This is a genomic window from Tenuifilum sp., from assembly GCF_037481895.1.
Taxonomy (GTDB): Bacteria; Bacteroidota; Bacteroidia; order Bacteroidales; family Tenuifilaceae; genus Tenuifilum; species Tenuifilum osseticum.
This window is the reverse complement of record NZ_JBBFKU010000013.1, coordinates 55,145-80,733: the sequence shown is the minus strand read 5'-3', so window position 1 is coordinate 80,733 and position 25,589 is coordinate 55,145. Positions and strand designations below refer to the sequence as shown.

General features: G+C 42.5%; 21 protein-coding genes. 8 read left to right on the top strand and 13 right to left on the bottom strand.

Annotation, left to right across the window (positions count from 1 at the left end; all coding sequences use genetic code 11):
• Positions 1-117 precede the first annotated feature (117 nt).
• Positions 118-3,156 (bottom strand): SusC/RagA family TonB-linked outer membrane protein, encoded by a 3,039-nt coding sequence (locus tag WHS63_RS05735; RefSeq protein ID WP_445204273.1) that lies wholly within the window; start codon positions 3,154-3,156, stop codon positions 118-120.
• A 319-nt stretch (positions 3,157-3,475) separates the two neighbouring features.
• Between WHS63_RS05735 and WHS63_RS05730 the strand changes: the two genes are divergently transcribed.
• The gene (locus WHS63_RS05730) at positions 3,476-4,078 is read left to right on the top strand and encodes a DUF4294 domain-containing protein (protein WP_445204272.1); all 603 of its coding nucleotides are present in this window, start codon (positions 3,476-3,478) and stop codon (positions 4,076-4,078) included.
• Between the two features lie 4 nt (positions 4,079-4,082).
• Here the strand turns inward: WHS63_RS05730 and WHS63_RS05725 are convergent, their stop codons facing one another.
• Together WHS63_RS05725 and elbB are read right to left on the bottom strand one after the other, a co-directional pair.
• Positions 4,083-4,544, bottom strand: a complete 462-nt coding sequence (locus WHS63_RS05725) for a hypothetical protein (protein WP_445204271.1) — start codon at positions 4,542-4,544, stop codon at positions 4,083-4,085.
• Positions 4,545-4,546: 2 nt separating this feature from the next.
• Complete coding sequence (gene elbB, locus WHS63_RS05720; RefSeq protein ID WP_445204270.1) at positions 4,547-5,203, bottom strand: isoprenoid biosynthesis glyoxalase ElbB; 657 nt, start codon at positions 5,201-5,203, stop codon at positions 4,547-4,549.
• 75 nt (positions 5,204-5,278) lie between these two features.
• On the opposite strand from elbB, the gene thpR reads away from it, so the two are divergent.
• A complete protein-coding gene (gene thpR, locus WHS63_RS05715; protein ID WP_445204269.1) occupies positions 5,279-5,845 on the top strand; it encodes an RNA 2',3'-cyclic phosphodiesterase in 567 nt (188 codons plus the stop codon).
• Here the strand turns inward: thpR and WHS63_RS05710 are convergent.
• On the bottom strand, positions 5,842-7,248 hold the full coding sequence (locus tag WHS63_RS05710; RefSeq protein WP_445204268.1) for a sugar transferase: 1,407 nt from the start codon (positions 7,246-7,248) through the stop codon (positions 5,842-5,844). The genes thpR and WHS63_RS05710 overlap by 4 nt on opposite strands.
• Positions 7,249-7,294: 46 nt before the next feature.
• Entirely contained in the window at positions 7,295-8,098 is an 804-nt protein-coding gene (locus WHS63_RS05705) for a hypothetical protein (RefSeq protein WP_445204267.1), read from the bottom strand.
• Positions 8,099-8,252: 154 nt separating this feature from the next.
• Between WHS63_RS05705 and WHS63_RS05700 the strand changes: the two genes are divergently transcribed.
• The 5 genes from WHS63_RS05700 to WHS63_RS05680 all read left to right on the top strand — a co-directional run bounded on the left by WHS63_RS05700 (position 8,253) and on the right by WHS63_RS05680 (position 14,225).
• The gene (locus WHS63_RS05700; protein WP_445204266.1) at positions 8,253-8,903 is read left to right on the top strand and encodes a protein-L-isoaspartate(D-aspartate) O-methyltransferase; all 651 of its coding nucleotides are present in this window, start codon (positions 8,253-8,255) and stop codon (positions 8,901-8,903) included.
• Positions 8,904-8,910: 7 nt separating this feature from the next.
• The gene (locus tag WHS63_RS05695) at positions 8,911-9,546 is read left to right on the top strand and encodes an MBL fold metallo-hydrolase (RefSeq protein WP_445204265.1); all 636 of its coding nucleotides are present in this window, start codon (positions 8,911-8,913) and stop codon (positions 9,544-9,546) included.
• Positions 9,547-9,647: 101 nt separating this feature from the next.
• Positions 9,648-12,515 (top strand): aminomethyl-transferring glycine dehydrogenase, encoded by a 2,868-nt coding sequence (gene gcvP, locus WHS63_RS05690; RefSeq protein ID WP_445204264.1) that lies wholly within the window; start codon positions 9,648-9,650, stop codon positions 12,513-12,515.
• A gap of 202 nt (positions 12,516-12,717) precedes the next feature.
• A complete protein-coding gene (locus tag WHS63_RS05685; RefSeq protein WP_445204263.1) occupies positions 12,718-13,980 on the top strand; it encodes an arginine deiminase in 1,263 nt (420 codons plus the stop codon).
• Between the two features lie 56 nt (positions 13,981-14,036).
• The gene (locus tag WHS63_RS05680; protein ID WP_445204262.1) at positions 14,037-14,225 is read left to right on the top strand and encodes a YgaP family membrane protein; all 189 of its coding nucleotides are present in this window, start codon (positions 14,037-14,039) and stop codon (positions 14,223-14,225) included.
• A 31-nt stretch (positions 14,226-14,256) separates the two neighbouring features.
• Here WHS63_RS05680 and sucC read toward each other — a convergent pair whose 3' ends face one another.
• Positions 14,257-15,444 carry an ADP-forming succinate--CoA ligase subunit beta gene (sucC, locus tag WHS63_RS05675; protein WP_445204261.1) on the bottom strand — a complete coding sequence of 396 codons (1,188 nt, stop codon included), beginning with the start codon at positions 15,442-15,444 and terminating at the stop codon, positions 14,257-14,259.
• 75 nt (positions 15,445-15,519) lie between these two features.
• Between sucC and WHS63_RS05670 the strand changes: the two genes are divergently transcribed.
• Positions 15,520-16,059, top strand: coding sequence for an RNA methyltransferase (locus WHS63_RS05670; protein WP_445204260.1), 540 nt, complete (start codon positions 15,520-15,522; stop codon positions 16,057-16,059).
• 109 nt (positions 16,060-16,168) lie between these two features.
• Here the strand turns inward: WHS63_RS05670 and WHS63_RS05665 are convergent, their stop codons facing one another.
• From WHS63_RS05665 to WHS63_RS05635, 7 genes are all read right to left on the bottom strand, one after another.
• The gene (locus tag WHS63_RS05665; RefSeq protein ID WP_445204259.1) at positions 16,169-17,869 is read right to left on the bottom strand and encodes a hypothetical protein; all 1,701 of its coding nucleotides are present in this window, start codon (positions 17,867-17,869) and stop codon (positions 16,169-16,171) included.
• A gap of 116 nt (positions 17,870-17,985) precedes the next feature.
• Positions 17,986-18,615: a deoxynucleoside kinase gene (locus tag WHS63_RS05660; protein ID WP_445204258.1), complete on the bottom strand. Its 630-nt coding sequence runs from the start codon at positions 18,613-18,615 to the stop codon at positions 17,986-17,988.
• A 104-nt stretch (positions 18,616-18,719) separates the two neighbouring features.
• The gene (locus WHS63_RS05655; RefSeq protein WP_445204257.1) at positions 18,720-20,834 is read right to left on the bottom strand and encodes a prolyl oligopeptidase family serine peptidase; all 2,115 of its coding nucleotides are present in this window, start codon (positions 20,832-20,834) and stop codon (positions 18,720-18,722) included.
• 130 nt (positions 20,835-20,964) lie between these two features.
• On the bottom strand, positions 20,965-23,091 hold the full coding sequence (pnp, locus tag WHS63_RS05650) for a polyribonucleotide nucleotidyltransferase (RefSeq protein WP_445204256.1): 2,127 nt from the start codon (positions 23,089-23,091) through the stop codon (positions 20,965-20,967).
• A gap of 139 nt (positions 23,092-23,230) precedes the next feature.
• Positions 23,231-23,503 (bottom strand): 30S ribosomal protein S15, encoded by a 273-nt coding sequence (gene rpsO / locus WHS63_RS05645; protein ID WP_369489355.1) that lies wholly within the window; start codon positions 23,501-23,503, stop codon positions 23,231-23,233.
• A 162-nt stretch (positions 23,504-23,665) separates the two neighbouring features.
• Positions 23,666-24,553 (bottom strand): SDR family oxidoreductase, encoded by an 888-nt coding sequence (locus WHS63_RS05640; RefSeq protein ID WP_445204255.1) that lies wholly within the window; start codon positions 24,551-24,553, stop codon positions 23,666-23,668.
• A gap of 12 nt (positions 24,554-24,565) precedes the next feature.
• The gene (locus WHS63_RS05635) at positions 24,566-25,570 is read right to left on the bottom strand and encodes a potassium channel family protein (RefSeq protein ID WP_445204254.1); all 1,005 of its coding nucleotides are present in this window, start codon (positions 25,568-25,570) and stop codon (positions 24,566-24,568) included.
• Positions 25,571-25,589 lie beyond the last annotated feature (19 nt).

Sequence of the window (25,589 nt, the reverse complement as noted above, 5' to 3'; positions counted from 1 at the left end):
TCGCAAAAACAAACTTACAACTTGGGGTGAATCCTTCGGGAAATAGCCCCTATTTTTTTTAGTCGTTCAGTAGTGATATATTTTTAATTTTTCTCATACTCATTGTACCGGTTTAGGTTAGAAACTCAGGTTTACTCCAAACATGAAAGTTCTTGGCTGTGGGTAGATATTTCGGTCGATTCCAACGTCAAGGGCCCACTTTGCACCAATTTCGGGATCAAAACCTGAATACTTGGTGAATGTTAATAGGTTAACCGCAGTGGCATAAATACGCAACTTTGAAATTTTTACCTTTTGGCTGAACTTTTGAGGAAGTGTGTAGCCCAGGGTTATGTTCTTCAGGCGGAGGAACGAACCGTCCTCAATATAGAAATCGGAAACTCTGAAGTAGTTCTGGTTGGGGTCATTAATGGTTACGCGTGGGTGTGAATTGCTTGTGCCTTCGCCGGTCCAGCGTTCAAGAACTGAGGCATCCCAGTTCGACATGGGCAGGTCGTAACGGCGTGTTCCTTTGAAAATCTCCTGACCAAATGCACCATACCAGAACATGTTAAAATCGAAATCCTTGTAGGTTAACCCTAAATTGATACCAAGCGTGAAGTCAGGGTAGGGGTTGCCTATCATGGTACGGTCTTTATCGTCAATAGTACCATCATCGTTTTTATCAACCCAAATCAGGTCGCCAGGTTTAGCGTTGGGCTGAATTACTGTACCATCCGATGACTTATAGTTTTGAATTTGTTGCTCGTTTTGGAATACTCCCGCAGTTTTATAACCCCAGAAATAGGCAATTGGGTATCCAGTTTCCATTACGCAAATATTGTACATACCTACAGCAAGTCCTGCACCATAAATTTTACCCTCGCTGTTGTTAATGGAAAGCACTTCGTTTTTGTTGTATGCACCCGATAGGTTTGCATTAATTCCTAAATCATTGATTAGGGTTTTGTAGCCCAGTTCAAACTCTATACCCTTGTTGCTTACTGAACCACCATTTACAGTTGGTGCGGCATTACCAATATATCCGGGTATTGGTGCTACAACCAACAGGTCTTTAGTTTTCTTATTGTAAAGGTCGAGAGTAAAAGTTAGCTTATCGGAAAGGAAACGGGCATCAACACCTACGTTGGTTTGCTCTGAGGTCTCCCATTTTAGGTCAGGATTCGAAATACCTACAGGATTTGAACCAAGGGTGATTACCTCATCGGTACCAAAAGTGTACTTGCTGCCTGAACCTATTAGCGAAGTGTACTTGAAAGCACCAATAGCTTCGTTACCATTACGGCCCCAGCCAAAGCGTAGCTTCAGGAACGATAAAGGTGTAAAACCTTGCAGAAATTCTTCCTTGGACATTACCCAACCGGCTGAGAATGCAGGGAAGTATCCAAATCGATTATTTGAACCAAAGTTTGAGGAACCGTCGGCCCTTAATACTCCCTCGAATACATATTTACCGTCAAAGTCGTAGTTTACACGGCCAAAGTATGAAAGCAAGGCATGCTCATCGGCACCACCCCATGAGCGGTAGCTGTCTTCGTCGGTACCGTTATTAATCCAAGCATGCTCAAAATCATTAAAAATTAGATCGTTTTTCTTACCTCCAATATACTCATGGTAGTATTTATTTGCTGTCATACCTACCATGGCCGCAAAGTTGTGTTGGCCAATGGTGTTGTTGTAGGTAAGAGTGTTCTCACTCTGCCAGGTGAACCATTTATTAACAGTACCGGAGGCTTCCGATGTGGTGGCTTTTACAATATCGCTAAGGAAGTATACCGGAACAAATGTACGGCTTGAACCGTTAGCGTAATCAATGCTAAAATTGGTCTTTGCTTTTAATCCCTTAATAATTTCCAGTTCACCCCAAACGTTTCCTACCAGTTTGTTTTCAGAGTAGTTTGAGTTAAGAACGCTAAGGTAAGCAACGGGGTTAACAACTTCCTGTGTGGCATAGTTTGAAATGCCCCATGTTCCATCGGGGTTTTTTACTGGGGTAATGGGATCCATATTTACAGCCTTAGCTAGCGGACCACCAAATTCGGCGTTGGGGTCAATACCACGAGTTACCTTATTGGTATATGCCAGGTTGTTACCCATGCTGAACTTGCCAATCTTATGGGTTGAGTTTAGACGGTAGGTGTAGCGCTCGTAGTTCGATTTACCCTTGGCAACTATACCATCCTGGTAAGTGTAGGAGAGCGATGAAAGGAAGGTTGAATTTTCGTTACCTCCGCTAACCGAGAACTGGTGGTTGTATGTTGGAGCATTCTTGTAAAAAAGTTCATCCTGCCAATCGGTGCCATTACCTACTGCCTGAACAACTGCATTAACATCGGGGAAAGGAATGGGGCGGTTGTCGTTTGCGTAGCTCTCATTCATGATAATTGCATACTCCTTGGCATTGAGTAACGACACTTTACGCCATGCGTTCTGGTAGCCCATGGAGTAATCGTAGTTAACGGAGAACTTACCTTTCTGACCCTGTTTGGTTGTGATAAGAACAACACCGTTTGCACCACGTGCACCATAAATAGCCGATGCTGATGCATCCTTAAGTATTTCAACCGATTGGATATCGTTTGGGTTTAAGTAGTCAATTCCACCTACTGGCATACCATCTACAATGTATAAGGGGTCGGATGTGCCGTTAGTGCCTACGCCGCGGATGCGAACCGTGAACCCTTCACCAGGTTGCCCTGAGTTGGCTATTACCTGTACACCAGCAGTTCTCCCCTGAAGAACTTGCTCAACCCGTGTAGGCGCAGCCTTCTCAATATCCTCGCTCGATACTTTTGATACCGACGACGACACTAAGCTTTTCTTTTGTACACCGTAACCAACCACAATGAGCTCCTCAATCATTTGGGTTGATTCCTGAAGTACAACATCAATTTGAGTTCTACCGCCTACGGGAACAGTTTGGGTTTGCATTCCCACAAACGAGAACTCTAATGTTTGGTTTGGCAGTACACCTATGGTGTACTTACCATTTGCGTCTGTTATAGCACCCTTTGTAGGGTTTTCCTTTACCACGATGGTAACCCCTGGTAGAGTTGTGCCATCGCTCGATGTGACAGTGCCGCTCACATTAATTTCCTGTGCGAGCAGGCTACTGCACCAAAGGATTAAACTAATAACTCCGAAGATTTTTTTCATACTCAATTAGGTTTAGAAATTGGTTTTCGGTGTGCAAGCTAAATTCTTTTAAAAGCCATTTCAACTTTTTTGGGGCTTCATGGATTGCACAACCCAATTTCAACACTTTCTCATCATTCGAAAACGTTTTCGATAAGCTACAACAAAAGTACATCAAAATATTACCTTGAATGTGTTAATAAATTCACATACAGTATGTTAAATAAATTACTTTTTTGATTTTTGAGTACAATTTTGAAACAATTTGAAGGAAATTTGCATAATAGTTGTTTAAGGGTTGATGTGGTATTAATTTTGGCATAAGAATCGAGGGGGTGGAATGAAAAGATTTTCAGGTACTGTCTTGGTGGCTTTTCTGGTTGCTGCTGCAGTTAAGGATGTTGGCGCACAGGCCCCATCCACTGATAGCCTTATCTTATACCCTACAATCATTCTCGATGGCGAGTATGTACCCCATATCAAGATTGAAGATGTTGTTAAGGTAGGTAAACGCCGTTTTAAGAGCCGAAGAGAAATGAGCCAGTATTACAGAATGATATACAACCTTAAGAAAACATATCCCTACGCTCAAATTGCAAAGTATAAGTTACTAGAAATAAATGAGAATTTGAAAACCCTTAAAACTTACCGAGAGAAAAAGGAATACATTGACAGGGCGGAAAAGGAACTCCGAAATCAGTTTGAGAAGGACTTGACAAAGCTTACCATATCGCAGGGAAAAATGTTAATTAAACTCATCGACAGGGAAACCGGGCGTACTTCATATGAGCTTGTAAAGGAGTTAAAAGGAGGTTTTTCTGCCACGTTCTGGCAGGGCATTGCCCGCCTTTTTGGGTCGAATCTCAAAACCAAATTCGACCCTCAGGGCGAGGATAAGATTCTCAATGAGCTAATCTTCCTTTACGAGCAAGGGCTGATATAGAAGCTTACTTTTTGATCAGGAAGGAGTAGTCTACATTATCAACATCAACATACTTTCCGTTAATGGCAATTGAATCGAGTGGGTAGGCTGTGCAGCAGCCATCGCTACTCTTTACGTATCGTACCAGTATGGTATCGGTATCGTATTGGTTAAGGTATAGGTAAAACGTGTTGAGCTGCTCAAAGGGTAGTAGAATGGCAATATTAGTTTGTATTATATCGTTTTGGCCAACTGGTCCAACATAATAAATGTTGGCGTATTTTTTTGTTGCACCATCAAAATAGTAGATTTTAATGGTATCCCTGTGGTAAAACCCTTCAGCTATTAAATTTTGGAGTGTTGTTTTATCAACAACCTTAAGCCATAGTGGCGATGGGGGATTAACACAATCAACATCGCACCGGTTAAGGCAGCTGTAGCTAAACATTACAGCTATAATTGCTACAAGGAGAACAATTTTTTTCATGGCTAAATCCATTTGAGTATTTCTGAAACAACAGCCTTGGCTCCATTCGATATGTCAACAATAGTGGCATCCAGCATATAGCAAGGTGTGGTAAACAGCATGTTTTTCTCATCCACAACAACCTGTGCATGGCCGGTTGGTTGGTGCTTGGCGCCCAACGATTCAATTGCTTGAGCTGTTGATGTATCTTTCCCAATGGTTACAGTGGCATTGCCAATAATTTTTGCAAGTAGCACGGGTGCTATGCACAGCGCTCCAATGGGTTTTTTAAGCTTATGCATCCCTTTTATGGCTGCTTCCACCTGAGGGTGTATGCTGCACTTAGGCCCATCAAAGGCCCAGGTGGAAAGGTTTTTGGCAACCCCGAAACCACCAGGAATAATGAGGGCATTAAAAAGTTCAGGGTTAAACTCATTTAAGGGTTTTATCTTACCGCGGGCAATCCGAGCCGATTCAACCAACACGTTTCTTTTTTCGTTCATCACGCTTCCGTCTATATGGTTTATCACGTGATACTGGTTTATGTTTGGTGCAAAAATTTCGTATGTTGCACCATGTTTTGCTATGGCGTAAAGGGTCATGACTGCCTCATGGATTTCAGAGCCATCAAAAACGCCACTACCTGAAAGTATTACAGCAAATTTTTTATTGTTTCCCATTAGTGCAAACGTTTTAAATTTGCTAAACAAGATAGTTTGTTTTTTATTTATACACAATACCTAAATGGGAACATCATGGAAACTAAACGTACTTTTTTGGCAATAGATGTTAATCCTCAGGATAATATCATTAACCTGCTTCAAGAGTTGAAGCGCAATCATAAACTCGATAGCATCAAATGGGTTGACCCGGCAATAATGCATCTTACCATTTTCTTTCTAGGCGATACCCCTTCCACTCAAATCCCAAGTATATGTGAAATGTTAAAAGCAAGCATACAAAAATTTGAACCGTTTAGCATAACCCTTAAAGGCATAGGTTATTTTGGCCGCCCATCGCCAAGGGTTATTTGGGTGGGAGTTGATTTCCCCAAGTTGCTTAATGAACTTAAACTTTCAGTTGATAAAGTTTTGAGCGAGTTTGACTTTATCGATGATAAGGAAAAATTCAATCCGCATCTTACCCTGGGTAGAGTAAAATTTATGCACAATTCCGATAGGTTGAATGCAGCAATTCAGCAATACCGAAATAAATCATTCCAGGTACAAGAGGTTAAGGAGCTGGTGCTCTACGAAAGCATTTTAAAACCGCAAGGGCCAGAGTATAGGGCTATCCAGAAATTTGAGTTAAAGGGATACTAAACCCCCTTCCCCTTAAAAATGGTTAGTATGGTGTATATCATTATCTTAAAATCGATGTAAAGCGACATGTTCTCTAAGTATAAAAGGTCGTACTTGAGCCGCTCTACCATTTGTTCGATATTTTCGGCATAGCCATACTTTACTTGTCCCCACGATGTAATACCAGGCTTTACCTTTTGTAAATGAAGGTAATGGGGGGCAACTTTTACCAACTGGTCAATATAGAATTGTCTTTCGGGGCGTGGCCCAACAATTGACATCTCGCCTTTGAGTACGTTGATGAAATTTGGAATCTCATCGAGCCGGGTTTTGCGCATAAATCGACCTACAGGAGTTACTCTTGGGTCGGTTTGGTTCGAAAGAGCGGGTCCGTTTGCCTCGGCATCAACATACATGCTCCTGAACTTGTATATATGAAAAGGTTTACCGTGCTGTCCAATCCTTTCCTGTTTGAAAATAACAGGGCCCTTTGATGTTGTTTTTATTACAGCCATGAGTATAAGCGCAACTGGGGCTGAGAGCAAAAGACCTACAATGGCTATAAAGTAGTCCAGCATTTCCTTTAGGTTTGCCTGCCAGGCAGGCATGGGCTCAAACGAGACATCTACCAGGGTGGTCCCAATAATACGATTCAGCTTTACCTTCCCTAGCAAAATATCGTACATGCTAGGTATTGCTTTGATGTTTACATTTAGCGGAACAAGTAGGTTTAAAACGGTTGTTAGCGTTTGTGGGCTTTCATTGTCAATGGCAAGAATAACCTCTTCTATTCCGTATCTTGCAACAACTTCCGGTATGTTGTTTACACTTCCCAAAATAAGCGATTGGTCAACCCTGACGCCATTGGGTAAATCGATAAAACCAATAATTCTGTATCCTTGCGATATTTTTTCTGAGTTAATATCGTTATAGGTTTGCATGGCTTTTTTCCCACTGCCTACTATTATGGTTGGGTAGCCAATTTTTCTGTTATGGATCCGGTGAATGGTTTGGGTTGTAATTACAAGTCGGGGTATATAGGTAAGCGCAAATACAAGCAGAAACATGGCCAGCAATATCTTGTAGTAGTTCTGGTAAGCTACCACGTAATCGTCAATCAGCAGAACAAAGAAAAGCACAACGGTTCCAATAATGGTAATTGTTAGGGAGGCTCCAAATTCCCGAAGCCTCGACTTTCGGTATGGGTCGTGGTAAAGCCCAACCAAGCCAAACATCGAAACCCAAAATAAAGTAAAGAATACAAGCCCTAGGTAAAACTTATAGTCAGGGTTGAAACGAATGTCAATACCAAAAAGGTTTGATTCAATTACCCTTTTACGGTATAGATTGAATAACGTCCATGCCAGGGCGCTACCAGCTACATCGAAAAGCAAATACCGGAATGCCTGTTTTTTTTTGTTCAAAGTCGCAACTTTTATTCAATATAACTACGAAACATTTAAAATATTGCTAGCTGTAAATCTTTTTTATGATTATTTCTATGATTTGCTTCGATTTTAGGGCCATGGCAGCCGGGTACAACATCTTTCGTTGGTTTATGAAGTAATCCACGTTTTGCATAACCGTTTCTTTTGTTGATTCTGGTTTTATTTGGGCTTCAAAGATATTGAAAGTTTTATCATACTCCTCGGTGGTTAGCACAACCTTTAAAATGCTCGTTTCTTTCTTGTTTTTAATTTGATAGGTAATCAAAGAGTTGTCGTTGAAATCAACTATCAGTTTCAGGGTTGAAACTGGATGGCTGTATAAGGGCAACCAGTAAACCCTAACCTTGCGGAGTTCCGATTTTATTGGTGATAAAAGGAATATTAAGTCATTTGCAATTTGTTGCAATAAATTTTCGGTTGAGGTTAGGTTGATTGTCTCTCTTACGCTATCAATTATGATGGGGGTGTGGGTTGATGGAAGTTCAAGGCTATATTTTGGTAAAAAGCCAAACTCAACCCCAATTTCTTGGGCTATGGTAATAAGTTCCTGAATTTTTTCGCTGCTGAAATGGGGAAGCGATGGTGTTAATACGTTAATGCCGGCTCGTAATGCATTGGCAATTATTGTGTACGAGGTTTTTGAGTTTGTGTCAACTACCAGCAATTCAGGGTAGTTAAACAGCCTTGCTATTTGTGAGTTGCTTTCACATATCCCAAGCAAAATATTATCAATCAGTTGGTTGTTGGCTTCAATGGTGTTGTTGAAAAAATTCTCCCCCTGATACGGAATTAACTTATTGCTATCGGTTACAAGGCAGGTTGTCATAGTTAAATGCTAATGTTTTGCAATAATACATTGTTCTGTAATCATTTCAGTGGCACACTCCTCATAATTTATTAACCTTTTAGTAACAGTTGGAATTTTATGCTTTATAAAAACTAAATTTGCTTGCCATTTAAATGACACTAATAAGTAAAATATGCTACAGGACGATAGTATACGTCACAAAGGATTACGTCGCAAGTTAGTGGAAGAGGTTGCTGCCAAGGGGATAAGCGATAAGCGAGTGCTCGAAGCAATGCTTAAGGTGCCTCGTCATTTTTTCATGGATAGTGGTTTTTTAAGCTTTGCCTACAAGGACCAAGCATTCCCAATTGGTTCCGGTCAAACCATTTCGCAGCCATTTACTGTAGCCTTTCAAACGCAATTGCTGCAGGTTAGTCCCATGCAAAAAGTTTTGGAGGTTGGAACTGGCTCGGGGTATCAGGCTGCCATTCTTATGGAAATGGGTGCTAGGCTCTATACCATTGAACGCCACCGGGAATTGTTTCTTGCGGCAAAGGCTCTACTTGAGGAGATGGGCTATCGGCCTAGCTGCCATTACGGCGATGGCTACCAGGGATTACCCCCATATAGTCCATTCGATCGTATAATAGTAACGGCTGGCGCTACAGAGGTTCCTCAGGCTCTTGTCGATCAGCTCGCACCGGGGGGGCGCTTGGTAATTCCCGTAGGGAATGATTATGGCCAAACCATGATGCTCATTGAGAAATTAGATGATGGAACCATAAAAGAATCGGCTCACGGAAACTTTATTTTTGTTCCGTTGTTAAAAGGTAAGGCAAAATAGTAAGCTAATGATTGCAATTAAACAGTTTGTTTTCAATCCTTTCCAGGAGAATACCTATGTTCTGTACCAGCCACAGGGCGAGGCCATTGTGGTTGATGCAGGCTGCTCAACCGAAAGTGAGTTTCAGGAACTCTTGGATTTTGTTAATAGCCAAAACCTTACGGTAAAATGTTTGATAAATACTCACTGCCATATCGACCACATACTAGGAATTGATAAGCTAAAAAAGCAATTTGGCGTTAAGGCCTATGCCCATTTCGATGATTTTCCTTTGCTTCAAATGGCCCCAGCACATGCCATGATGTTTGGGTTATACCTTGAAACAGTACCAGCAATCGATGAAACACTCAGCCATGGAGATTTGATAGAACTTAACGGTGATAGTCTAAAGGTTATTCACACTCCCGGACACTCCAGAGGAGGTTTGTGCTTTTATGCAGAGCAGGAAAGATTTATTTTAACCGGCGACACCCTATTTAACCTATCCATTGGTCGTACCGATTTGGCTGGTGGTAATTACGAAACGCTGATTAAGAGCATTAGAGAACAGCTTATGGTGTTACCTGACGATGTAATAGTTTACCCTGGCCATGGTAATAGCACAACCATTGGTATCGAAAAGGCATCCAATCCCTTTTTGTAGTTTAGGTGTTAAAAAACATAAGCAAAAAACTTTTGTTTAGTTATAATCAATAACCCAAATTCATAATTTTGCTGATAATCTTTAAATAAAAAACCTAAAACATGTATACCGATAAATTTGTGTCACGTCATAATGGTCCTCGCGACCAAGAAGTGGGTGAAATGCTAAAGGTAATTGGCGTTTCATCGGTTGATGAGCTAATCAACCAAACCGTACCTGCAAATATCAGGCTTAAAAAACCGCTAAACCTACCTGCTCCCATGTCGGAATATGAGTTCCTGACCCATATGCATAAGGTTGCATCCAAAAATAAACTCTACAAGAGTTTTATTGGGATGGGTTACTATGGAACCGTTACCCCTTCGGTTATTTTGCGTAACATATTTGAAAACCCCGGTTGGTACACTTCGTACACTCCATACCAAGCCGAGATTAGCCAGGGAAGGCTTGAGGCTTTGCTCAATTTCCAAACCATGGTGGTTGAGCTTACCGGGATGCAAATTGCTAATGCATCGCTACTCGATGAGTCAACCGCTGCTGCTGAGGCAATGTTTATGATGCTCAACCTCCGCTCACGCGAGGCTGTTAAGGCAGGCAAGAATGTAATTTTTGTTGATCAGGATATTTTCCCTCAAACCCTCGATGTAATTAAAACGCGCTCAAATCCCCTTGGAGTTGAGGTTGTTACTGGCTGCTACAGCGAGTATAGTTTTTCTGGGCGCGAGTTTGGTGTTATAGTTCAGTACCCGTCGGCAAAGGGTAACATTCGCGACTATGCCGCATTTGCTGCAAAAGCACACGAGGCTGGTGCACTGGTAACAGCCGTTTCCGATATTTTAAGTTTGGCTCTAATTACACCTCCGGGAGAGTGGGGTGCCGATATTGCTTGTGGCTCTACTCAACGTTTTGGAATACCCATGGGATTTGGTGGCCCACATGCAGCATACTTTGCCTGCAAGGATGAGTTCAAGCGTAGTATGCCAGGCCGAATTATTGGTGTTTCCATTGACAGGCATGGCAACAAAGCACTTCGTATGGCACTGCAAACCCGTGAGCAACACATTAAGCGTGAACGTGCTACATCAAATATCTGTACCGCACAAGCCCTCTTAGCTACCATGGCAGGTATGTATGCTGTTTACCACGGCCCCGAAGGAATACGCCGAATTGCCTCATATGTACACAGCACTGCTGTTCAGGTTGCCAAGGAACTTGTTGGTATGGGTTACAAGCAAAACGTTAAGAATATCTTTGATACCCTTGAGGTAGAATTACCTTCAGGTGTTACCATCGATGATATCCGCAAGCGTGCCCTTGCTCGCGAAATCAACCTGAACTACAAGCCAAACGGAACCGTAGGCATTAGCTTTGACGAAACCACTTCCGTAACCGATGTCAACAATCTTCTTTCAGTTTTTGCCGAAGCTGCTGGAAAGAAGTTCAATTCTATAGCCGAGATTAAGGAAACCATTGAAATCCCTGAAAACCTTCGTCGTAAAACGCCTTTCTTAACCGATAAGGTATTCAACAGTTTCCACTCCGAAACAGAAATGATGCGCTACATCAAGAAACTTGAGCGTCGCGATATAGCCCTAAACCATAGCATGATTTCGCTGGGTAGCTGCACCATGAAGCTAAACCCGGCAACCACCATGTTGCCTCTAAGTTGGCCGGAGTGGAATAGCCTACATCCGTTTGTGCCTGCTGACCAGGCCGAAGGCTACATGCAGGTTATCCGTGAACTGGAACAATATCTGGCAGAGATTACCGGGTTCCATGCCGTAACCTTACAACCCAACTCCGGCGCAGCTGGTGAGTATACAGGGTTAATGGTAATCCGCCAGTACCACATCAATCGTGGCGAGGGGCACAGGAATGTTGTACTGATTCCTTCGTCGGCACATGGTACTAACCCCGCAAGTGCTGCCATGGCAGGCATGCAGGTGGTAGTTGTTGCTTGCGATGAGAAGGGGAACATCAACGTTGACGATTTGCGCGCTAAAGCAGAGCAGCACAAGCAGAACCTTTCAGCATTCATGGTAACCTATCCTTCAACCCATGGAGTATTTGAAAGCAAGATTAGGGAGATGATGGATATTGTTCACCAGAATGGTGGTTTGGTATACATGGATGGTGCCAATATGAATGCCCAGGTTGGGCTTACCAGTCCCGGTGAGATTGGTGCCGATGTATGCCACCTTAACCTACATAAAACCTTTGCTATTCCACACGGTGGAGGTGGTCCTGGCGTTGGGCCAATTGCAGTAGCTAAGCATTTAGCTCCATTCCTCCCTTCACATCCAGTGGTTAAGACCGGTGGCGAAAAAGCTATTACTGCTGTTGCTGCTGCTCCCTGGGGAAGTGCTAGCGTAATTGTAATATCTTACGCATACATTCTAATGTTGGGTGCCGAGGGTTTAACCCAGGCGACAAAGATGGCAATTCTTAACGCAAACTACTTGGCTGCCAGGTTAAAGGATCACTTTAAGATTCTTTACACTGGCGAAACCGGTAGGGTTGCCCACGAGATGATTCTCGATTGTCACCACTTTAAGATGGCCTATGGCGTAGATACCAGCGATGTTGGCCGCCGTATGATGGATTACGGATACCATGCTCCAACCGTATCGTTCCCGGTTCATGAAAGCCTTATGGTGGAGCCTACCGAGAGCGAGTCAAAGCAGGAACTCGATAGGTTTATTGACATGATGATTGCCATTAAGGGAGAGCTTGAGGATATCAAGAACGGTAAAGCCGATAAGGCCGACAACCTTATTGCCAATGCCCCGCATACAGCCCCTGAGGTTACCGCCGATGAGTGGAAGCATGCTTATTCCCGCCAACAGGCTGCCTACCCACTACCCTGGGTAATGCAGAATAAATTCTGGCCCTATGTAAGCAAAATTGATGCAGGTTATGGCGACCGTAATCTGGTGTGCACCTGTGCACCAATTGAGGATTACATGTAAACACATTTAATCGTTTAGCTAGAAAAGTGCCTTGGATAACCTCCAGGGCACTTTTTGTTTTAAACCCAATTACTTTGAAATTTCCCTAATAGGCCAGTCATTTTTTACCAATACATAACGTTTGGTATTTGTATGTTTCTTAACACATTTAGCTTTTCCGCGCAAACAATTAACTTTGCAATAAATTTGATTTACAATTACTATGGAGAGGGTAAATGTTTATCTCAATTCCGAGATTGGTGAGCTTGAGGGTGTAATACTGCATACACCGGGAGCCGAGGTGGAAAATATGACCCCCGAAAATGCTCAACGAGCATTATACAGCGATATTCTTAACCTAAACGTTGCCCGTAAGGAGTACTCGCAGCTCAGTGGCGTGCTTTCAAAGGTGGCAAAAACCTACGAGGTGGTTGATTTGCTTGAAAAAGTACTTAAGAACGAGGAGAATAGGGAGTATCTGCTCGAAAAGATTTGTCGTCATGAGAATGCCATGTCGCTATTCGACTATCTTTTAGATATTGATGCAAAGCAGCTTGCCAGGATGCTAATTGAGGGCGTACCATTGGTTCGTAATACACTCACTAACTTTTTAAGCAAGGAGCGGTTTGCCCTTCGTCCGCTGTATAACTTCTACTTTACACGCGATGCATCAATAGCAATTGGCGAGGATGTGCTTATAGCTAAAATGGCCAACGCCGTTAGGGATAGGGAGAGTATTATTATGGAGGCAATATTCTCGCGTTCCGGTATTTTTAATACGCAAACCATTAACCCCACTACCTTTAACAATCCCGCAGATGTCACCATTGAGGGCGGCGATGTTCTGGTGGTTCGCGACGATATACTGTTGATTGGCAACGGAATAAGAACCAATACCCATGGTATCGACTTCATTCTGTCCAGGTTTCTGGCCCGCGACGATAAAAGGAAAAGACATATCCTGGTACAGGAATTACCCTATAAGCCCGAATCGTTCATTCACCTCGATATGGTTTTCACCATGCTCGATTTTGACAAGTGCATGGTTTATGAACCAATAATTCTGCAACCTAACCGTTACCAAACCGTTCACATTACAATCGATAAAGGTAAGGTTAAGGAGATAAAAACGGTTGATAACCTCCTGGTTGCTCTCAAAAGCCTTGGTATCGATTTAAAACCAATAGTTTGTGGTGGTACAAAGGATCGTTGGATACAGGAGCGTGAACAGTGGCACAGCGGAGCAAATTTTGTTGCCATTGGCCCCGGTAGGGTAATTGGCTATGGTCGAAATATCAATACGCTCGAGGAGATGAACAAAAACGGATTTGAAATTCTCAGAGCAAAAGATATTGTGGCAGGCAAGGTTGATATGAACTCCTACCAAAAATATGTTGTGGCTCTCGATGGTAGTGAACTTCCCCGCGGTGGAGGAGGTGCGCGATGTATGACTATGCCTTTCCGTCGCAAACCAATAAAGTGGTAGTAAACATTTTCCATTGTGATTTGTTTCAAGAAAAGCAATCATTAAACTTTGAAACAATGGAAAAAAATGTTGGCAAAATTGATAAGGTAATCAGAATTCTGATAGCCTTGGTTATAGCAGGTGTTGGCATTTACTATAAGAGCTGGTGGGGATTATTAGCCATAGTTCCTCTAGCTACAGCATTAGTAGGCACCTGTGGACTTTACTCTCTATTAGGAATTAATACTTGCTCTACAAAGGAGTAAATAAAAACGGGGCAAAGCCCCGTTTTTTATTTTAGTTAACCATTTGCTTTACCAGGTTTGCTGCCTCCTGCAGTGTGATTGCGCTGTACACTTTTAAGCCTGACTCGTCAATCAGCTTTTTGCCTTCAAGTGCATTGGTGCCCTGTAAACGAACTATTACTGGAACAGGGATATTCCCTATTTCCTTATAGGCATCAACCACACCTTGTGCTACGCGATCGCAACGTACAATGCCGCCAAAAATATTGATAAGTATGGCTTTAACGTTAGGGTCTTTTAGTATTATCCTGAAACCGGCTGCAACGGTTTTGGCATTTGCTCCACCTCCTACATCAAGGAAGTTGGCAGGATCGCCGCCTGAGAGCTTAATAATATCCATGGTTGCCATGGCTAAACCGGCGCCGTTTACCATGCAGCCAACATTACCATCTAGCTTAACAAAGTTAAGGTTGTGTTCGCCTGCTTCTACCTCTGCAGGGTCTTCCTCGTAAATATCGCGGTACTCAGCCAAATCGGGGTGACGGAAAAGAGCATTGTCGTCAATGCTGCACTTGGCATCTGCGGCCAAAATATCGTCGTTCGATGTTTTTACAACAGGGTTGATTTCAAGTAGCGAAAGATCGTTTTTGGTATAGGCTTCGTAGAGCGACATAACAAACTTAACCATTTGCTGGTAGGCTTTGCCTGATAATCCAAGGTTGAACGCAATTTTACGTGCCTGAAATGCCTGAAGCCCAACTGGGTGAATTTCTTCCTTAAAGATTAGTTCAGGGGTTTGAGCAGCTACAGCTTCAATGTCCATTCCTCCCTGGGGGGAGTATATAATCATGTGCCTTCCTGATGCTCTATTTAGTAGAATGCTTATGTAGTATTCTTTTATTTCCGATGGACCCGGCTGATAAATACCCTGCTCAATTAGTACCTTTCGTACAAGCTTACCTTGAGGCCCGGTTTGGTGGGTTACTAGATTCATCCCTAAAATATTCGAGGCGTATGTTGAAACCTCATCAATGGACTTTGCTATTTTAACGCCACCGCCTTTGCCTCGTCCGCCAGCATGAATTTGAGCCTTTACGGCTATAGTGTTAGTTCCCGTGAGTTTCATTACTTCCTGTGCAGCCCTAATGGCTTCATCCTTGCTAAAAGCTACTAAACCTACTGGCACGGGTACTCCTGCTTGCCTTAGTATTTCTTTCGATTGATACTCATGTAGATTCATAGAAAAACATCATTTTTTTAATGCATCTAAGTTACAAAAAAAGGATTAACTAAATTTGTTAAATTTTTTGTGGATATGGTTAAAAACAGAAAGTTGTTAAATGAAGAGCTTGGGCGAAAATCGATTGAAGAATTTAAATCCTCCGAAAAATTACCAATTGCTGTAGTTCTCGATAATGTCAGGAGTTTAAACAATGTAGGCTCTGTTTTTAGAACCTCCGATGCTTTCCTGGTTGAAAAAATTTACCTGTGTGGAATTACGGGCACTCCACCTCATCCTGAAATCCATCGCTCTGCTTTGGGTGCTGAGAATTCAGTAGACTGGGAGTATGCTGATAGCACAGTCAAAGCAGTTGAAGGACTGAAACAATTGGGATATGTGATTATTTCAGTAGAACAGGTGGAGCATTCGGTGCTGCTTAACCAGTTTTATCCGAAAAAAGGGCAGAAGTACGCATTGGTATTCGGAAACGAAGTTAAAGGTGTAGGACAAGATGTGGTGGATATTTCAGATGTTTGCATTGAGATTCCGCAGCTTGGCACCAAACACTCCTTTAACATTTCGGTCTCGGCTGGTATAGTGCTTTGGGATTTTTTTGTTAAAATGCTCAACTGATATTTAGTTTTTCTGCTTATTAAGTGTCGACTGAACTTCAAATATTATTTGTTACAATAAAAAAAACGGGGCTGCATGTGCAGCCCCGTTTTTTAGTAATGTATTTATCTTAGAATAATGCTTTAAAAGCTTCGTTCTGGAAGAAGGTGCGGAATTCAACATCTTCCTTAGCGCGATCTTTTAGTGAAGCGTCCTTACCAAAAGCAGTGCGTAGGTTATCGAGTACAGTTGCTTCTTCTGCAAGGCGAGCGCCAACAATTGCACGGCCATAGTAACCCTTAGCTGTTTCTACCTTGTTAAAGGTGTTCTTGGCAGCATCAACCTTTCCTGCTAATAGAAGAGCAAGACCCTGGTTGAATGAATCGCTACCAGCCAGGTATTCAGCAGCTGCAGGATACTGTCCTTTAAGAATTGCAATAATACCGAGGTTGTACTTAACAGCGCTACCAGCATCGGCTGCATCGGCAAATAGTTTTTCAGCTTCATCAAACTTGCCTTCAAGCATAGCTACGCATCCACGATTGTTAGTAACGGCAGCAATCTTCTGGTCGGCAGGTATCTTATCCAAAGCGGCTTTAGCATTAGCAGCATCCTTGTTCAGAATGTAGTAGTAGGCAGCATTGTTGTAACCACGAGCGCAGTTGAACTTTTCGCCGGCTTTCATGTAAACTTCAATCTTCTTGTTAACATCGTTTACAAGGGTAGCAGCGTAGAGCATTTCCTCAACGTTAAGGCTGTCGTAAGCGTTATTTTCAACCATGTACTTTAGGGTATCATCGGAGTAGCCTATAACATCAACCTTGGCAACCATTCTTGAACGACGGAGCTGTGGGAGAATCTTCTCAGCCAATACCTTGTAAACCTTTGAAAGGTTCTTGATTTCCTTCTCGCGTACTACTGGATCGGAGTACATGGAAAGAACGCGAATAATAAGTTCTTTGTCTTCGATATCGGAAGCCTGAACAGCTTTCTGGAAGCCATCCCAGTCTTCAGCAGTGAATTCAACTGCAGGGGTAACGCCTTGAACTTTGGCTTTCTTGAACACATCAGCAAGGTACTTGTCGGTGTTCTTTCCGCGATCCTGCGACAGCTTGTCGTTTAGTTTTTCAGGACCATCGGGTGAAGCATAAGCAGCAATCTTAAGCTCTTTAATTTCCTTGTTCTTAGCCTGAGCAGCAGCAAGTAGGAAATCGTTTAACATCTTGATTTCATCCTTGGTTAACTCCGACTTGCGGATGTCAGCCTTTTGGATTACGAAATTAATTTGAGCTTCCTTTTCCTCAGGGGTTACGCGTACAAACTTGTCGTTTAGCATTACTGGCTTAACATCAATGTCAACCAGTTTGTAGGTAGCCATTGTACCAATGCCAACCTTTTGAGGAGCATCGAAAGGAACTTTTTTGTCCTTGTAGGTAATCACAAAACGGAGTTCAATTTCAGAGCTGAACATCTCGTCCTTGTAATCAAACTCAACATCATGTTTCCAGCTACCACCAGCTTCGTAGTTAATAACCTGGTTGTTGGCCTGAACGTCTTCACCCTGTAAAACTTTTGAGGGAAGAGCTAGCTCACCACCCTTGTAAACCACAACAGGGGTAATTTCAACAGTGGCTTTCTTGTTGAAGTACTTTGGAGGAATAGTACCTTCAAAAGTAGCCTTTACTTTGTTAGCATGTACTTCTACGGGGTTTGGGGTTACCTTTAAAGTAAAACCGGCAGGTAATTCTTTCATTTTCTCAACCCCGCCGCAACCAGCCAATAGCAGACCGGCTAAGGCAATAATCGATAGTTTTAAACCTTTCATTTTCATATAAAAGTTGGTTAGTTATTAATTCTGCTTAATTGTAAGCACTCAATTTAGTAAATACAAACATACTACTTAAATTCCAATTTATCAAATTCATGGAACAAAAATAAACATTTGTCTTACAGCGACACCAAGTTAACACCTTTTTTGTAATGTTGGTCAAAAATCGTCGATTTGATTTTTAAAAAATCATCGCGGTTTGCCACAAAGTCAATTTTTGAAGTATCAATTACTAAGAAAGTGTACTCAGGATGTTGTTTGAAAAAATCGAAATATCCTTCGGTTATTCCGTTTAGGTATTCAGCGGTTATGGTTTGTTCGTAATCGCGTCCCCTTTTCTGAATGTTTTTAAGCAGCTGGTTTGCAGGTAAATGTAGGTATACATATAGGTCGGGTTTTGGTAAAGTGCTGTAAATAATGGAAAATAGTTGCTTGTAAAGCTGAAGTTCATCGCCGCTCAGTGTGTTCTGAGCAAAAATTAGCGATTTCATGAAGTAGTAATCCGCAATTGTTAATGAGTGGAAAAGGGAAGCTGAACGTAACTCGTTATTGAGCTGTGAGTATCGCTCTGCCAGGAATGAGAGTTCAAGCGGGAAACTATACCGTTCAGGGTTTTTATAGAATTTTGGAAGAAAGGGGTTATCGGCAAATTGTTCCAGGATTAGCTTGGCATTGAGCTCTTTTGCCAGCATGGTTGCAAGGGTTGTTTTGCCTGCACCGATATTTCCTTCAATTACAAGGTAATGCATAGTTTTTCAAAGGCGTTTATTCATGGCTAAGTTATATTTTTTGGTGTATAAAAACAAAAGAGGTTGGAGTGTAATACCCCAACCCCTTTAAAAATTTATCAACTCTAGTATTGCATTCCCATGTTATACATTATAAACGCGTAAATATCGGCATACTCATCAATAACCATAGATGTTGGCATACCTGCTCCGTGTCCGGCACGGGTTTGAATGCGTATCAGGGCAGGATTTTTGGGGTTAGGGTTTTTCTCCTGCATGGTAGCAATGTACTTGAACGAATGCGCAGGCACAACCCTATCGTCGTGATCGGCAGTGGTTACGAGTATGGCCGGGTAATTGGTTTTAGGTTTGATATTATGGAGCGGGGAGTAGCTGTAAAGGTTAAGGAACTGAATGGAGTCGTTACTGGTGCCGTAATCGTTAGCCCAAGCCCAGCCTATGGTAAAGTTATGGTACCTAAGCATATCCATTACGCCAACCTGAGGGATGGCTACCTTGAATAAATCGGGACGTTGGTTGGTTACTGCACCAATCAGTAAGCCACCGTTTGACCCCCCTTGGATGGCAAGTTTTTTTGGTGAGGTGTACTTTTCTTTGATTAAGTATTCGGCTGCTGCAATAAAGTCGTCGAAAACGTTCTGCTTGTTTAGTTTTGTGCCCGCACGATACCAGTTCTCACCGTATTCGCCACCGCCCCTTAGGTTTGCCATGGCAAATATGCCTCCCTGCTCTAGCCAGAATAAGCGCGATGTACTAAAGTAGGGTAGTAGGCTTACATTGAAGCCACCATAGCCGTAAAGCAGAGTAGGGTTATTCCCATCGAGTTTAATGCCTTTCTTGTGGACAATAAACATTGGAACAAGAGTGCCGTCCTTACTGGTATAAAATACCTGCTTGGTTTCGTAGTCGTCAAACTTGAAGTCGATGTTAGGGCTAAAGAATTGTGTCGAAGTATTGGTGTTTACGTTGTACTTTACAACGGTTGGGGGAACTGTAAACGATGAGAATGAATAAAAGGCAATAGAATCATTTATATCGCCACTTATTCCTGATATTGTGCCAAGGGTTGGAAGTTCAATGTCAGTAATCTTGCTACCGTCCAGGTTGTAAACCTCGGCCTGGCTTTTAGCATCAACAATGTAGTTGGCAATTATTTTTTTGTTGATTAGGGCACATTCCTTCAGTACATCTTTCCGTTCAGGTAGAATGTCGCGCCAGTTGCCAATGTCCATACTGTTCACGTTGATTTTTACCAGCTTATACTTGGGAGCCTTGTAGTTGGTTAAAACAATGAGGTTGTCGTCAACATGGTCAAGAACGCTGTACTCAAACTCAAAGCCTGTGGTAATCTTGGAAAAGTTTGCCCTGGGGTCTTTTAGGTTTTTTACATAGATGGAATTACCGTAGGTTGATTCCGATTCATAAATGATGAGATACTTTTCGTCATCGGTGGTTTGTGCGGAGTAGTTGCGTAAGGGGTATTGGCTATTTGAGAAAATTAGTTTGTCGGTTTCCACTGGTGTTCCTACCTTGTGGTAAAAAACTTTATGGTTTTGGTTGATATTGGAAAGTTCCGAGCCACCCTTGGGTTCGTCGTAGCGGCTATAGAAGAAGCCATCGTTTAGCCATGCAATGGATGAAAATTTTACCCAACTGATTTCGTCAGGAAGTTGCTCACCGCTGGGCAGTTTAATCACTTTTATCTTTTGCCAGTCCGAACCGCCATCGTTAATGGAATAGGCAAGGTACTTGCCATCGCGCGAAACGCTAACATTCGATAGCGATACGGTTCCATCCTCGCTAAAGGTGTTTGGGTCAAGAATTACCTTAGGCTCAGCCTCAAGGTTTTCCATCATGTAAAGGACGCTTTGGTTCTGAAGTCCCTCTTTCTTGAAAAAGAAATACCTGCCGCCTGCTTTAAACGGGGCCCCCATTGAGGTATAGTTCCAAATGGTGGTTAGCCTTTCTTTTATTTTGTTGCGGAAAGGAATTGCATTAAGGTAGTTGAAAGTCACCTCATTCTGCTGTTTAACCCATTCAGCCACCTCGGGCGCTTTGTCATCCTCAAGCCAACGGTAGGGATCGGCCACTTTTACTCCAAAATACTCATCAACTACATCTACCTGCTTGGTTTTGGGATATTTAACTTTGGCGGTGTTACACGACATTGTAATCAAAATTGGTGTGGCTAACAACATCAATATGAATATCTTTTTCATCGCTTTCAAAATTTTGTTGTGATATACTAACAAAAATACAATAAAATTATGCAAACCTTGCACTAATTTCTGAAAAAAAGCAATCACAATATTTGAAAGTATAAAAAAAGCAGGGGTTACCCTGCTTTTACTATTTGTTTTTCTCCGGTTTTGGCAGCAAAACTTTTCGCGAGAGTTTCAGCTTTCCGGTTTTTTTGTCGATTTCAATAAGCTTAACATCAACCATATCGCCTTCCTTGAGCACCTCTTCAACCTTCTCTAGCCTACGCCATTCAATTTCCGATATGTGAAGCAGCCCATCCTTGCCGGGAAGAATTTCAACAAATGCGCCAAAGGGCATAATGGACTTAACCTTACCCTTGTATATTTCACCTACCTCGGGAACAGCAACAATTCCTTTAATCCATTTAACGGCAGCATCGCGGCTTTCAGCACTCTCAGCAAAAACACTAACTACACCGTGATCATTAATTTCCTCAATGGTGATAGTGGTTTGGGTTTCGCGCTGAATTTCCTGAATTACCTTACCACCAGGGCCAATAACGGCACCAATGGTTTCGCGAGGTATGTTGAACTGCTCAATACGGGGGGCGTGGGGTTTAAAGTCGGGACGGGGTTCGGAAATGGTTTGCATCATGATATCGAGGATGTGCATACGCCCATCGTGGGCTTGCTTTAGAGCTTTAGCAAGCACTTCGTACGATAGGCCATCAACCTTTATGTCCATTTGGGTGGCTGTAATACCATCGCGGGTTCCTGCCACCTTAAAGTCCATATCACCAAGGTGATCCTCATCGCCAAGAATGTCGGAAAGTACGGCATACCTATCCGATCCTTTCTCAGTGATAAGCCCCATTGCTATACCCGATACGGGTTTCTTAATCTGAACTCCTGCATCCATCAGCGCCAGGGTGCCTGCGCAAACAGTTGCCATTGATGATGAACCATTCGATTCAAGTATATCGCTCACAACGCGTATTGCGTATGGGTTCTCTGGCGCATCGGGTACCATGTTCTTTAACGCCCTGTGGGCAAGGTTTCCGTGTCCAATTTCCCTGCGGCTCACCCCTCTTGAGGGTTTGGCTTCGCCGGTGGAGAAAGGTGGAAAGTTGTAGTGCAGTGTAAACTTCTCAGTTCCCTGCATCAGAACCTCATCAATAATTTTTTCGTCGAGCTTGGTACCGAGGGTTACTGTGGTAAGCGATTGTGTTTCGCCACGGGTGAAAATGGCTGATCCATGTGCCATAGGCAAATAATCAACCTCGCACCAGATAGGACGTATTTCGTGGGTTTTGCGCCCATCGAGGCGAACACCCTCGTTAAGTATCATGTTGCGCATGGCTTCCTTTTCTACCGCATGGTAGTAGCGGTTCACCATGAACTGCTTTGCTTCGCGCTCCTCTTCCGGAATGGTTTCAATAAAGGCTTGCTTAATGGCTTCGAAAGCTGCCGTGCGTTCTTGCTTGGGCAGCATCGATTTAGCTACCTGGTAAACCTTGTCGTAGCAAAACTCATAAACCTTTGCCTTGAGTTCCTCGTCGTTGGTTTCGTGGCAGTAGGTGCGTTTAACTACGCCGAGTTCCTTGGCGAGCTCCATTTGAGCCAAGCATTGGGGTTTAATGGCCTCATGGGCAAACTTAATTGCTTCCAGCATATCGGCTTCCGACACCTCTTTCAGTTCGCCTTCAACCATCAGAATATTATCGTAGGTAGCGCCAACTATCATATCGATATCGGCCTCCTCAACTTCCTTAAAGGTAGGGTTAATTTTTAGCTTACCGTTAATGCGAGCCACTCTAACCTCTGAGATTGGGCCATGGAAAGGAACGTCGGAAACGGCAAGCGCTGCCGATGCTGCCAATCCGGCAAGTGCGTCGGGCATTATTTCCTTCTCGGCGGAAATCAGGTTAACGGTAACAAAGGTTTCGGCATGGTAATCGTCAGGGAAAAGGGGACGTAATGCACGGTCAACCAAACGGGCCACCAAAATTTCATAGTCCGATGGTTTTGATTCGCGTTTTAAGAAACCTCCTGGGAAACGGCCGCTTGCAGCAAATTTCTCCTTGTACTCCACGCTAAGTGGCATGAAATCAACATCTTCTTTTGCTTCCTGAGCGCTTACAACTGTAGCGAGAAGCATGGTTTTACCCATTGTTAGCACAACCGAGCCATGGGCTTGTTTGGCCAGTTTACCGGTTTCGATGGTAATGGTTCGGCCATCGCCCAAATCGATTGTCTTTTTTACAACTTTCTGCATAATTAAAATTTATATAGATAAAATCAACAATAAAATATTGCCTTTGTTTAAACAATTAAACCCCAAAGGATTCCCATCCTCTGGAGGTTATGATAGTGATTAAAAAAAGGCAATTTTAGAAATTGCCTTTTTTGATTTCTTACTTTCTGAGATTTAATTCCTTTACTATTGTTCGATATCTTTCAATATCGTTTTCTTTTAAGTAATCCAAAAGCCTCCTGCGCTTACCCACCAACTTTAACAGAGCGCGCTGGGTACCATAATCCTTGCGGTGAACCTTTAGGTGCTCAGTTAAATGGTTGATACGGTAGGAGAATAACGCGATCTGGCTCTCAGGTGAGCCGGTATCGGTATTGGACTTCCCGTACTTCTCAAAAATCTCTTTTTTCTGTTCGGCCGTCAAATAGTTCATAACACTGATAATTAGTGGGTAGATTTACTACTTAATTTGAGGTGCAAAGATAAAACCTTTTTTTCAATATCGTTACAATTGATACTTTTTTTTCGAACAGCTATTAATTTTTAATTACTTAATACTATGATATACAGAATGATAGCATGTTTATAGTATATTTTAACTATTTAGCGTAGTTTTAATTTTTTCCAGTGCCATTTCAATGGGAGTAGGTTTGAAGTTTAAATCGTTTTTTGCCTTGCCTATAACCAGCGAGGTGTTTTTTGGCCTGGGAGCAGCCTCTGCTAAGTCTTTTGAATTTACTTCCAGCAGCAACTTATGGTTCAGGTTAAAGGCTTTTGCAGCAAGTATGGCAAAATCAGCAACTGAAATTATTTGGTCACCGGAAATATTGTAAATGCCTGTAACCCTGTTTAAACAGATCTGGGAGATGGCAGATGCTAAATCCGGAGCATAGGTTGGGGTACGGATTTGATCGCTTGGCACTTTGTACTGCTTGTTTTTGCTGAGGTTATCGAATACACGGGTAATAATGTTTGGACGCGAAAGTTTGGACTCAACCCCGTAGACCAAAGAGGTTCTTACTATTGTATTGACCACACCCGAGGCCTGTATTAACTTTTCCGCTTCAAGTTTCGATTCCCCATAGTAATTTACTGGGTTAGGTGCATCCATCTCTGTGTAGTTACCTTTAGAACCGTCAAAAATGAAATCGGTTGAGAGGAACACAAGGTGAACATTATAGTCAACGCAGGCCGATACAATACGTTTGGTTAGCTCAACGTTCATCCTGTGACAGGCGTACCTGTCAACTTCACAGGCATCCGGGCTGGAAAGGGCAGCACAGTGAACAACAATCTCGGGTTTAATCTCATCAACCATGTGGTTGATGTCAGCATTCAACAGGTTCGATGTAAAAGTGGTTACCCCCTCGAGCTGAAACTTTTTGAGCGATGTGGCAAAAACTTCAACCTGGTTAGTGGCACTTAAAGCTTTTGCTATGTTTTTCCCTACAAGGCCATTTGCCCCAGTAACAAGGATTTTCATTTTTAAAATGTTTTAGGAGATTAGATCTTTTAGCTTCTCAACTTGCTCTGTAGTTCCCAGAACAAACAGTAAGGAGTCGTGGGTAAGTATGTGATTAGGTTCAGGGTTTAAAATGTATTCGCCAATGGGATTCCTAACGCCAATTACATTAACGCCAGTTTTTTCCCTTATTTGTAATTCATCCAACGATTTTGCTCCAACCTCGAGAATTTTCCTGCATGATATTTCAAAAAGGCTAATGTTTCCGGTTCGTTTTAGCATGATATTCTCAACAAACTCAAGAATGTCCGGTTGAATAACCAGCTTTGCCATTTTTTGTCCTCCAACCTTGTCGGGCAGTATCACATTGTCGGCGCCAGCAAGCTTTAATTTTCTATCGTTTGTAACAGCTGATGCTCTGCTAATGATTTTAAGCTTTGGATTCATTTCCCTTGCGGTTATTACAACAAAAAGGTTGTCGGCATCGTTCGCCAGAGCCGTAATAAGCGCTTTAGCTTTATCCACTCCTGCTTTCTGCAAGGTGATATCAAGGGTGGCATCGCCATCAACATATGCTATTTTGGGGTTTTGCTGTATATACTCAATTACCTTGGGTCTGTTCTCAATAACAACAACAGGGATGTTATGAGTAATCAGTTCTTCAACTGCCTGTGAACCATTACGTCCGTATCCCACCACTATAACATGGTTTTGCATTTTGGCAATCATCTTTTCCATGATCTTCTTATTTGAGTATCGGGAAAGTATTTGTTCCGAAAAGTATTTGGCTAAAAAGGTAGCTGCATAGGCAAAGAATCCAATGCTTATGATGATTAGCGTTATGGTAAACCACATTCCTTCAGGTGAAAGAGGCCGAACCTCCTTAAATCCTACTGTACCGATTGTAATAACGGTCATGTAGATTGCTTCAGTGAATGTAAAGTCTTCAATGTGTATATAACCAACTGTTCCTATGGTTATTATACTCAGGAGAATTGTGATTGCAAGCGCTAATGTTCTACCTCCTTTTTGCTCCATTCAGCAATTTTTACGACGC

What these genes read in the sequence shown, in the direction of transcription:
- WHS63_RS05680 (WP_445204262.1), top strand. Translation starts at nt 14,037, where the DNA reads ATGGAAAAAAATGTTGGCAAAATTGATAAGGTAATCAGAATTCTGATA.
- WHS63_RS05640 (WP_445204255.1), bottom strand. Translation starts at nt 24,553, where the DNA reads ATGAAAATCCTTGTTACTGGGGCAAATGGCCTTGTAGGGAAAAACATA.
- WHS63_RS05660 (WP_445204258.1), bottom strand. Translation starts at nt 18,615, where the DNA reads ATGCATTACCTTGTAATTGAAGGAAATATCGGTGCAGGCAAAACAACC.
- WHS63_RS05705 (WP_445204267.1), bottom strand. Translation starts at nt 8,098, where the DNA reads ATGACAACCTGCCTTGTAACCGATAGCAATAAGTTAATTCCGTATCAG.
- WHS63_RS05685 (WP_445204263.1), top strand. Translation starts at nt 12,718, where the DNA reads ATGGAGAGGGTAAATGTTTATCTCAATTCCGAGATTGGTGAGCTTGAG.
- elbB (WP_445204270.1), bottom strand. Translation starts at nt 5,203, where the DNA reads ATGGGAAACAATAAAAAATTTGCTGTAATACTTTCAGGTAGTGGCGTT.
- WHS63_RS05635 (WP_445204254.1), bottom strand. Translation starts at nt 25,570, where the DNA reads ATGGAGCAAAAAGGAGGTAGAACATTAGCGCTTGCAATCACAATTCTC.
- WHS63_RS05665 (WP_445204259.1), bottom strand. Translation starts at nt 17,869, where the DNA reads ATGAAAATGAAAGGTTTAAAACTATCGATTATTGCCTTAGCCGGTCTG.
- pnp (WP_445204256.1), bottom strand. Translation starts at nt 23,091, where the DNA reads ATGCAGAAAGTTGTAAAAAAGACAATCGATTTGGGCGATGGCCGAACC.
- WHS63_RS05735 (WP_445204273.1), bottom strand. Translation starts at nt 3,156, where the DNA reads ATGAAAAAAATCTTCGGAGTTATTAGTTTAATCCTTTGGTGCAGTAGC.
- WHS63_RS05730 (WP_445204272.1), top strand. Translation starts at nt 3,476, where the DNA reads ATGAAAAGATTTTCAGGTACTGTCTTGGTGGCTTTTCTGGTTGCTGCT.
- thpR (WP_445204269.1), top strand. Translation starts at nt 5,279, where the DNA reads ATGGAAACTAAACGTACTTTTTTGGCAATAGATGTTAATCCTCAGGAT.
- sucC (WP_445204261.1), bottom strand. Translation starts at nt 15,444, where the DNA reads ATGAATCTACATGAGTATCAATCGAAAGAAATACTAAGGCAAGCAGGA.
- WHS63_RS05725 (WP_445204271.1), bottom strand. Translation starts at nt 4,544, where the DNA reads ATGAAAAAAATTGTTCTCCTTGTAGCAATTATAGCTGTAATGTTTAGC.
- WHS63_RS05695 (WP_445204265.1), top strand. Translation starts at nt 8,911, where the DNA reads ATGATTGCAATTAAACAGTTTGTTTTCAATCCTTTCCAGGAGAATACC.
- gcvP (WP_445204264.1), top strand. Translation starts at nt 9,648, where the DNA reads ATGTATACCGATAAATTTGTGTCACGTCATAATGGTCCTCGCGACCAA.
- rpsO (WP_369489355.1), bottom strand. Translation starts at nt 23,503, where the DNA reads ATGAACTATTTGACGGCCGAACAGAAAAAAGAGATTTTTGAGAAGTAC.
- WHS63_RS05700 (WP_445204266.1), top strand. Translation starts at nt 8,253, where the DNA reads ATGCTACAGGACGATAGTATACGTCACAAAGGATTACGTCGCAAGTTA.
- WHS63_RS05655 (WP_445204257.1), bottom strand. Translation starts at nt 20,834, where the DNA reads ATGAAAAAGATATTCATATTGATGTTGTTAGCCACACCAATTTTGATT.
- WHS63_RS05670 (WP_445204260.1), top strand. Translation starts at nt 15,520, where the DNA reads ATGGTTAAAAACAGAAAGTTGTTAAATGAAGAGCTTGGGCGAAAATCG.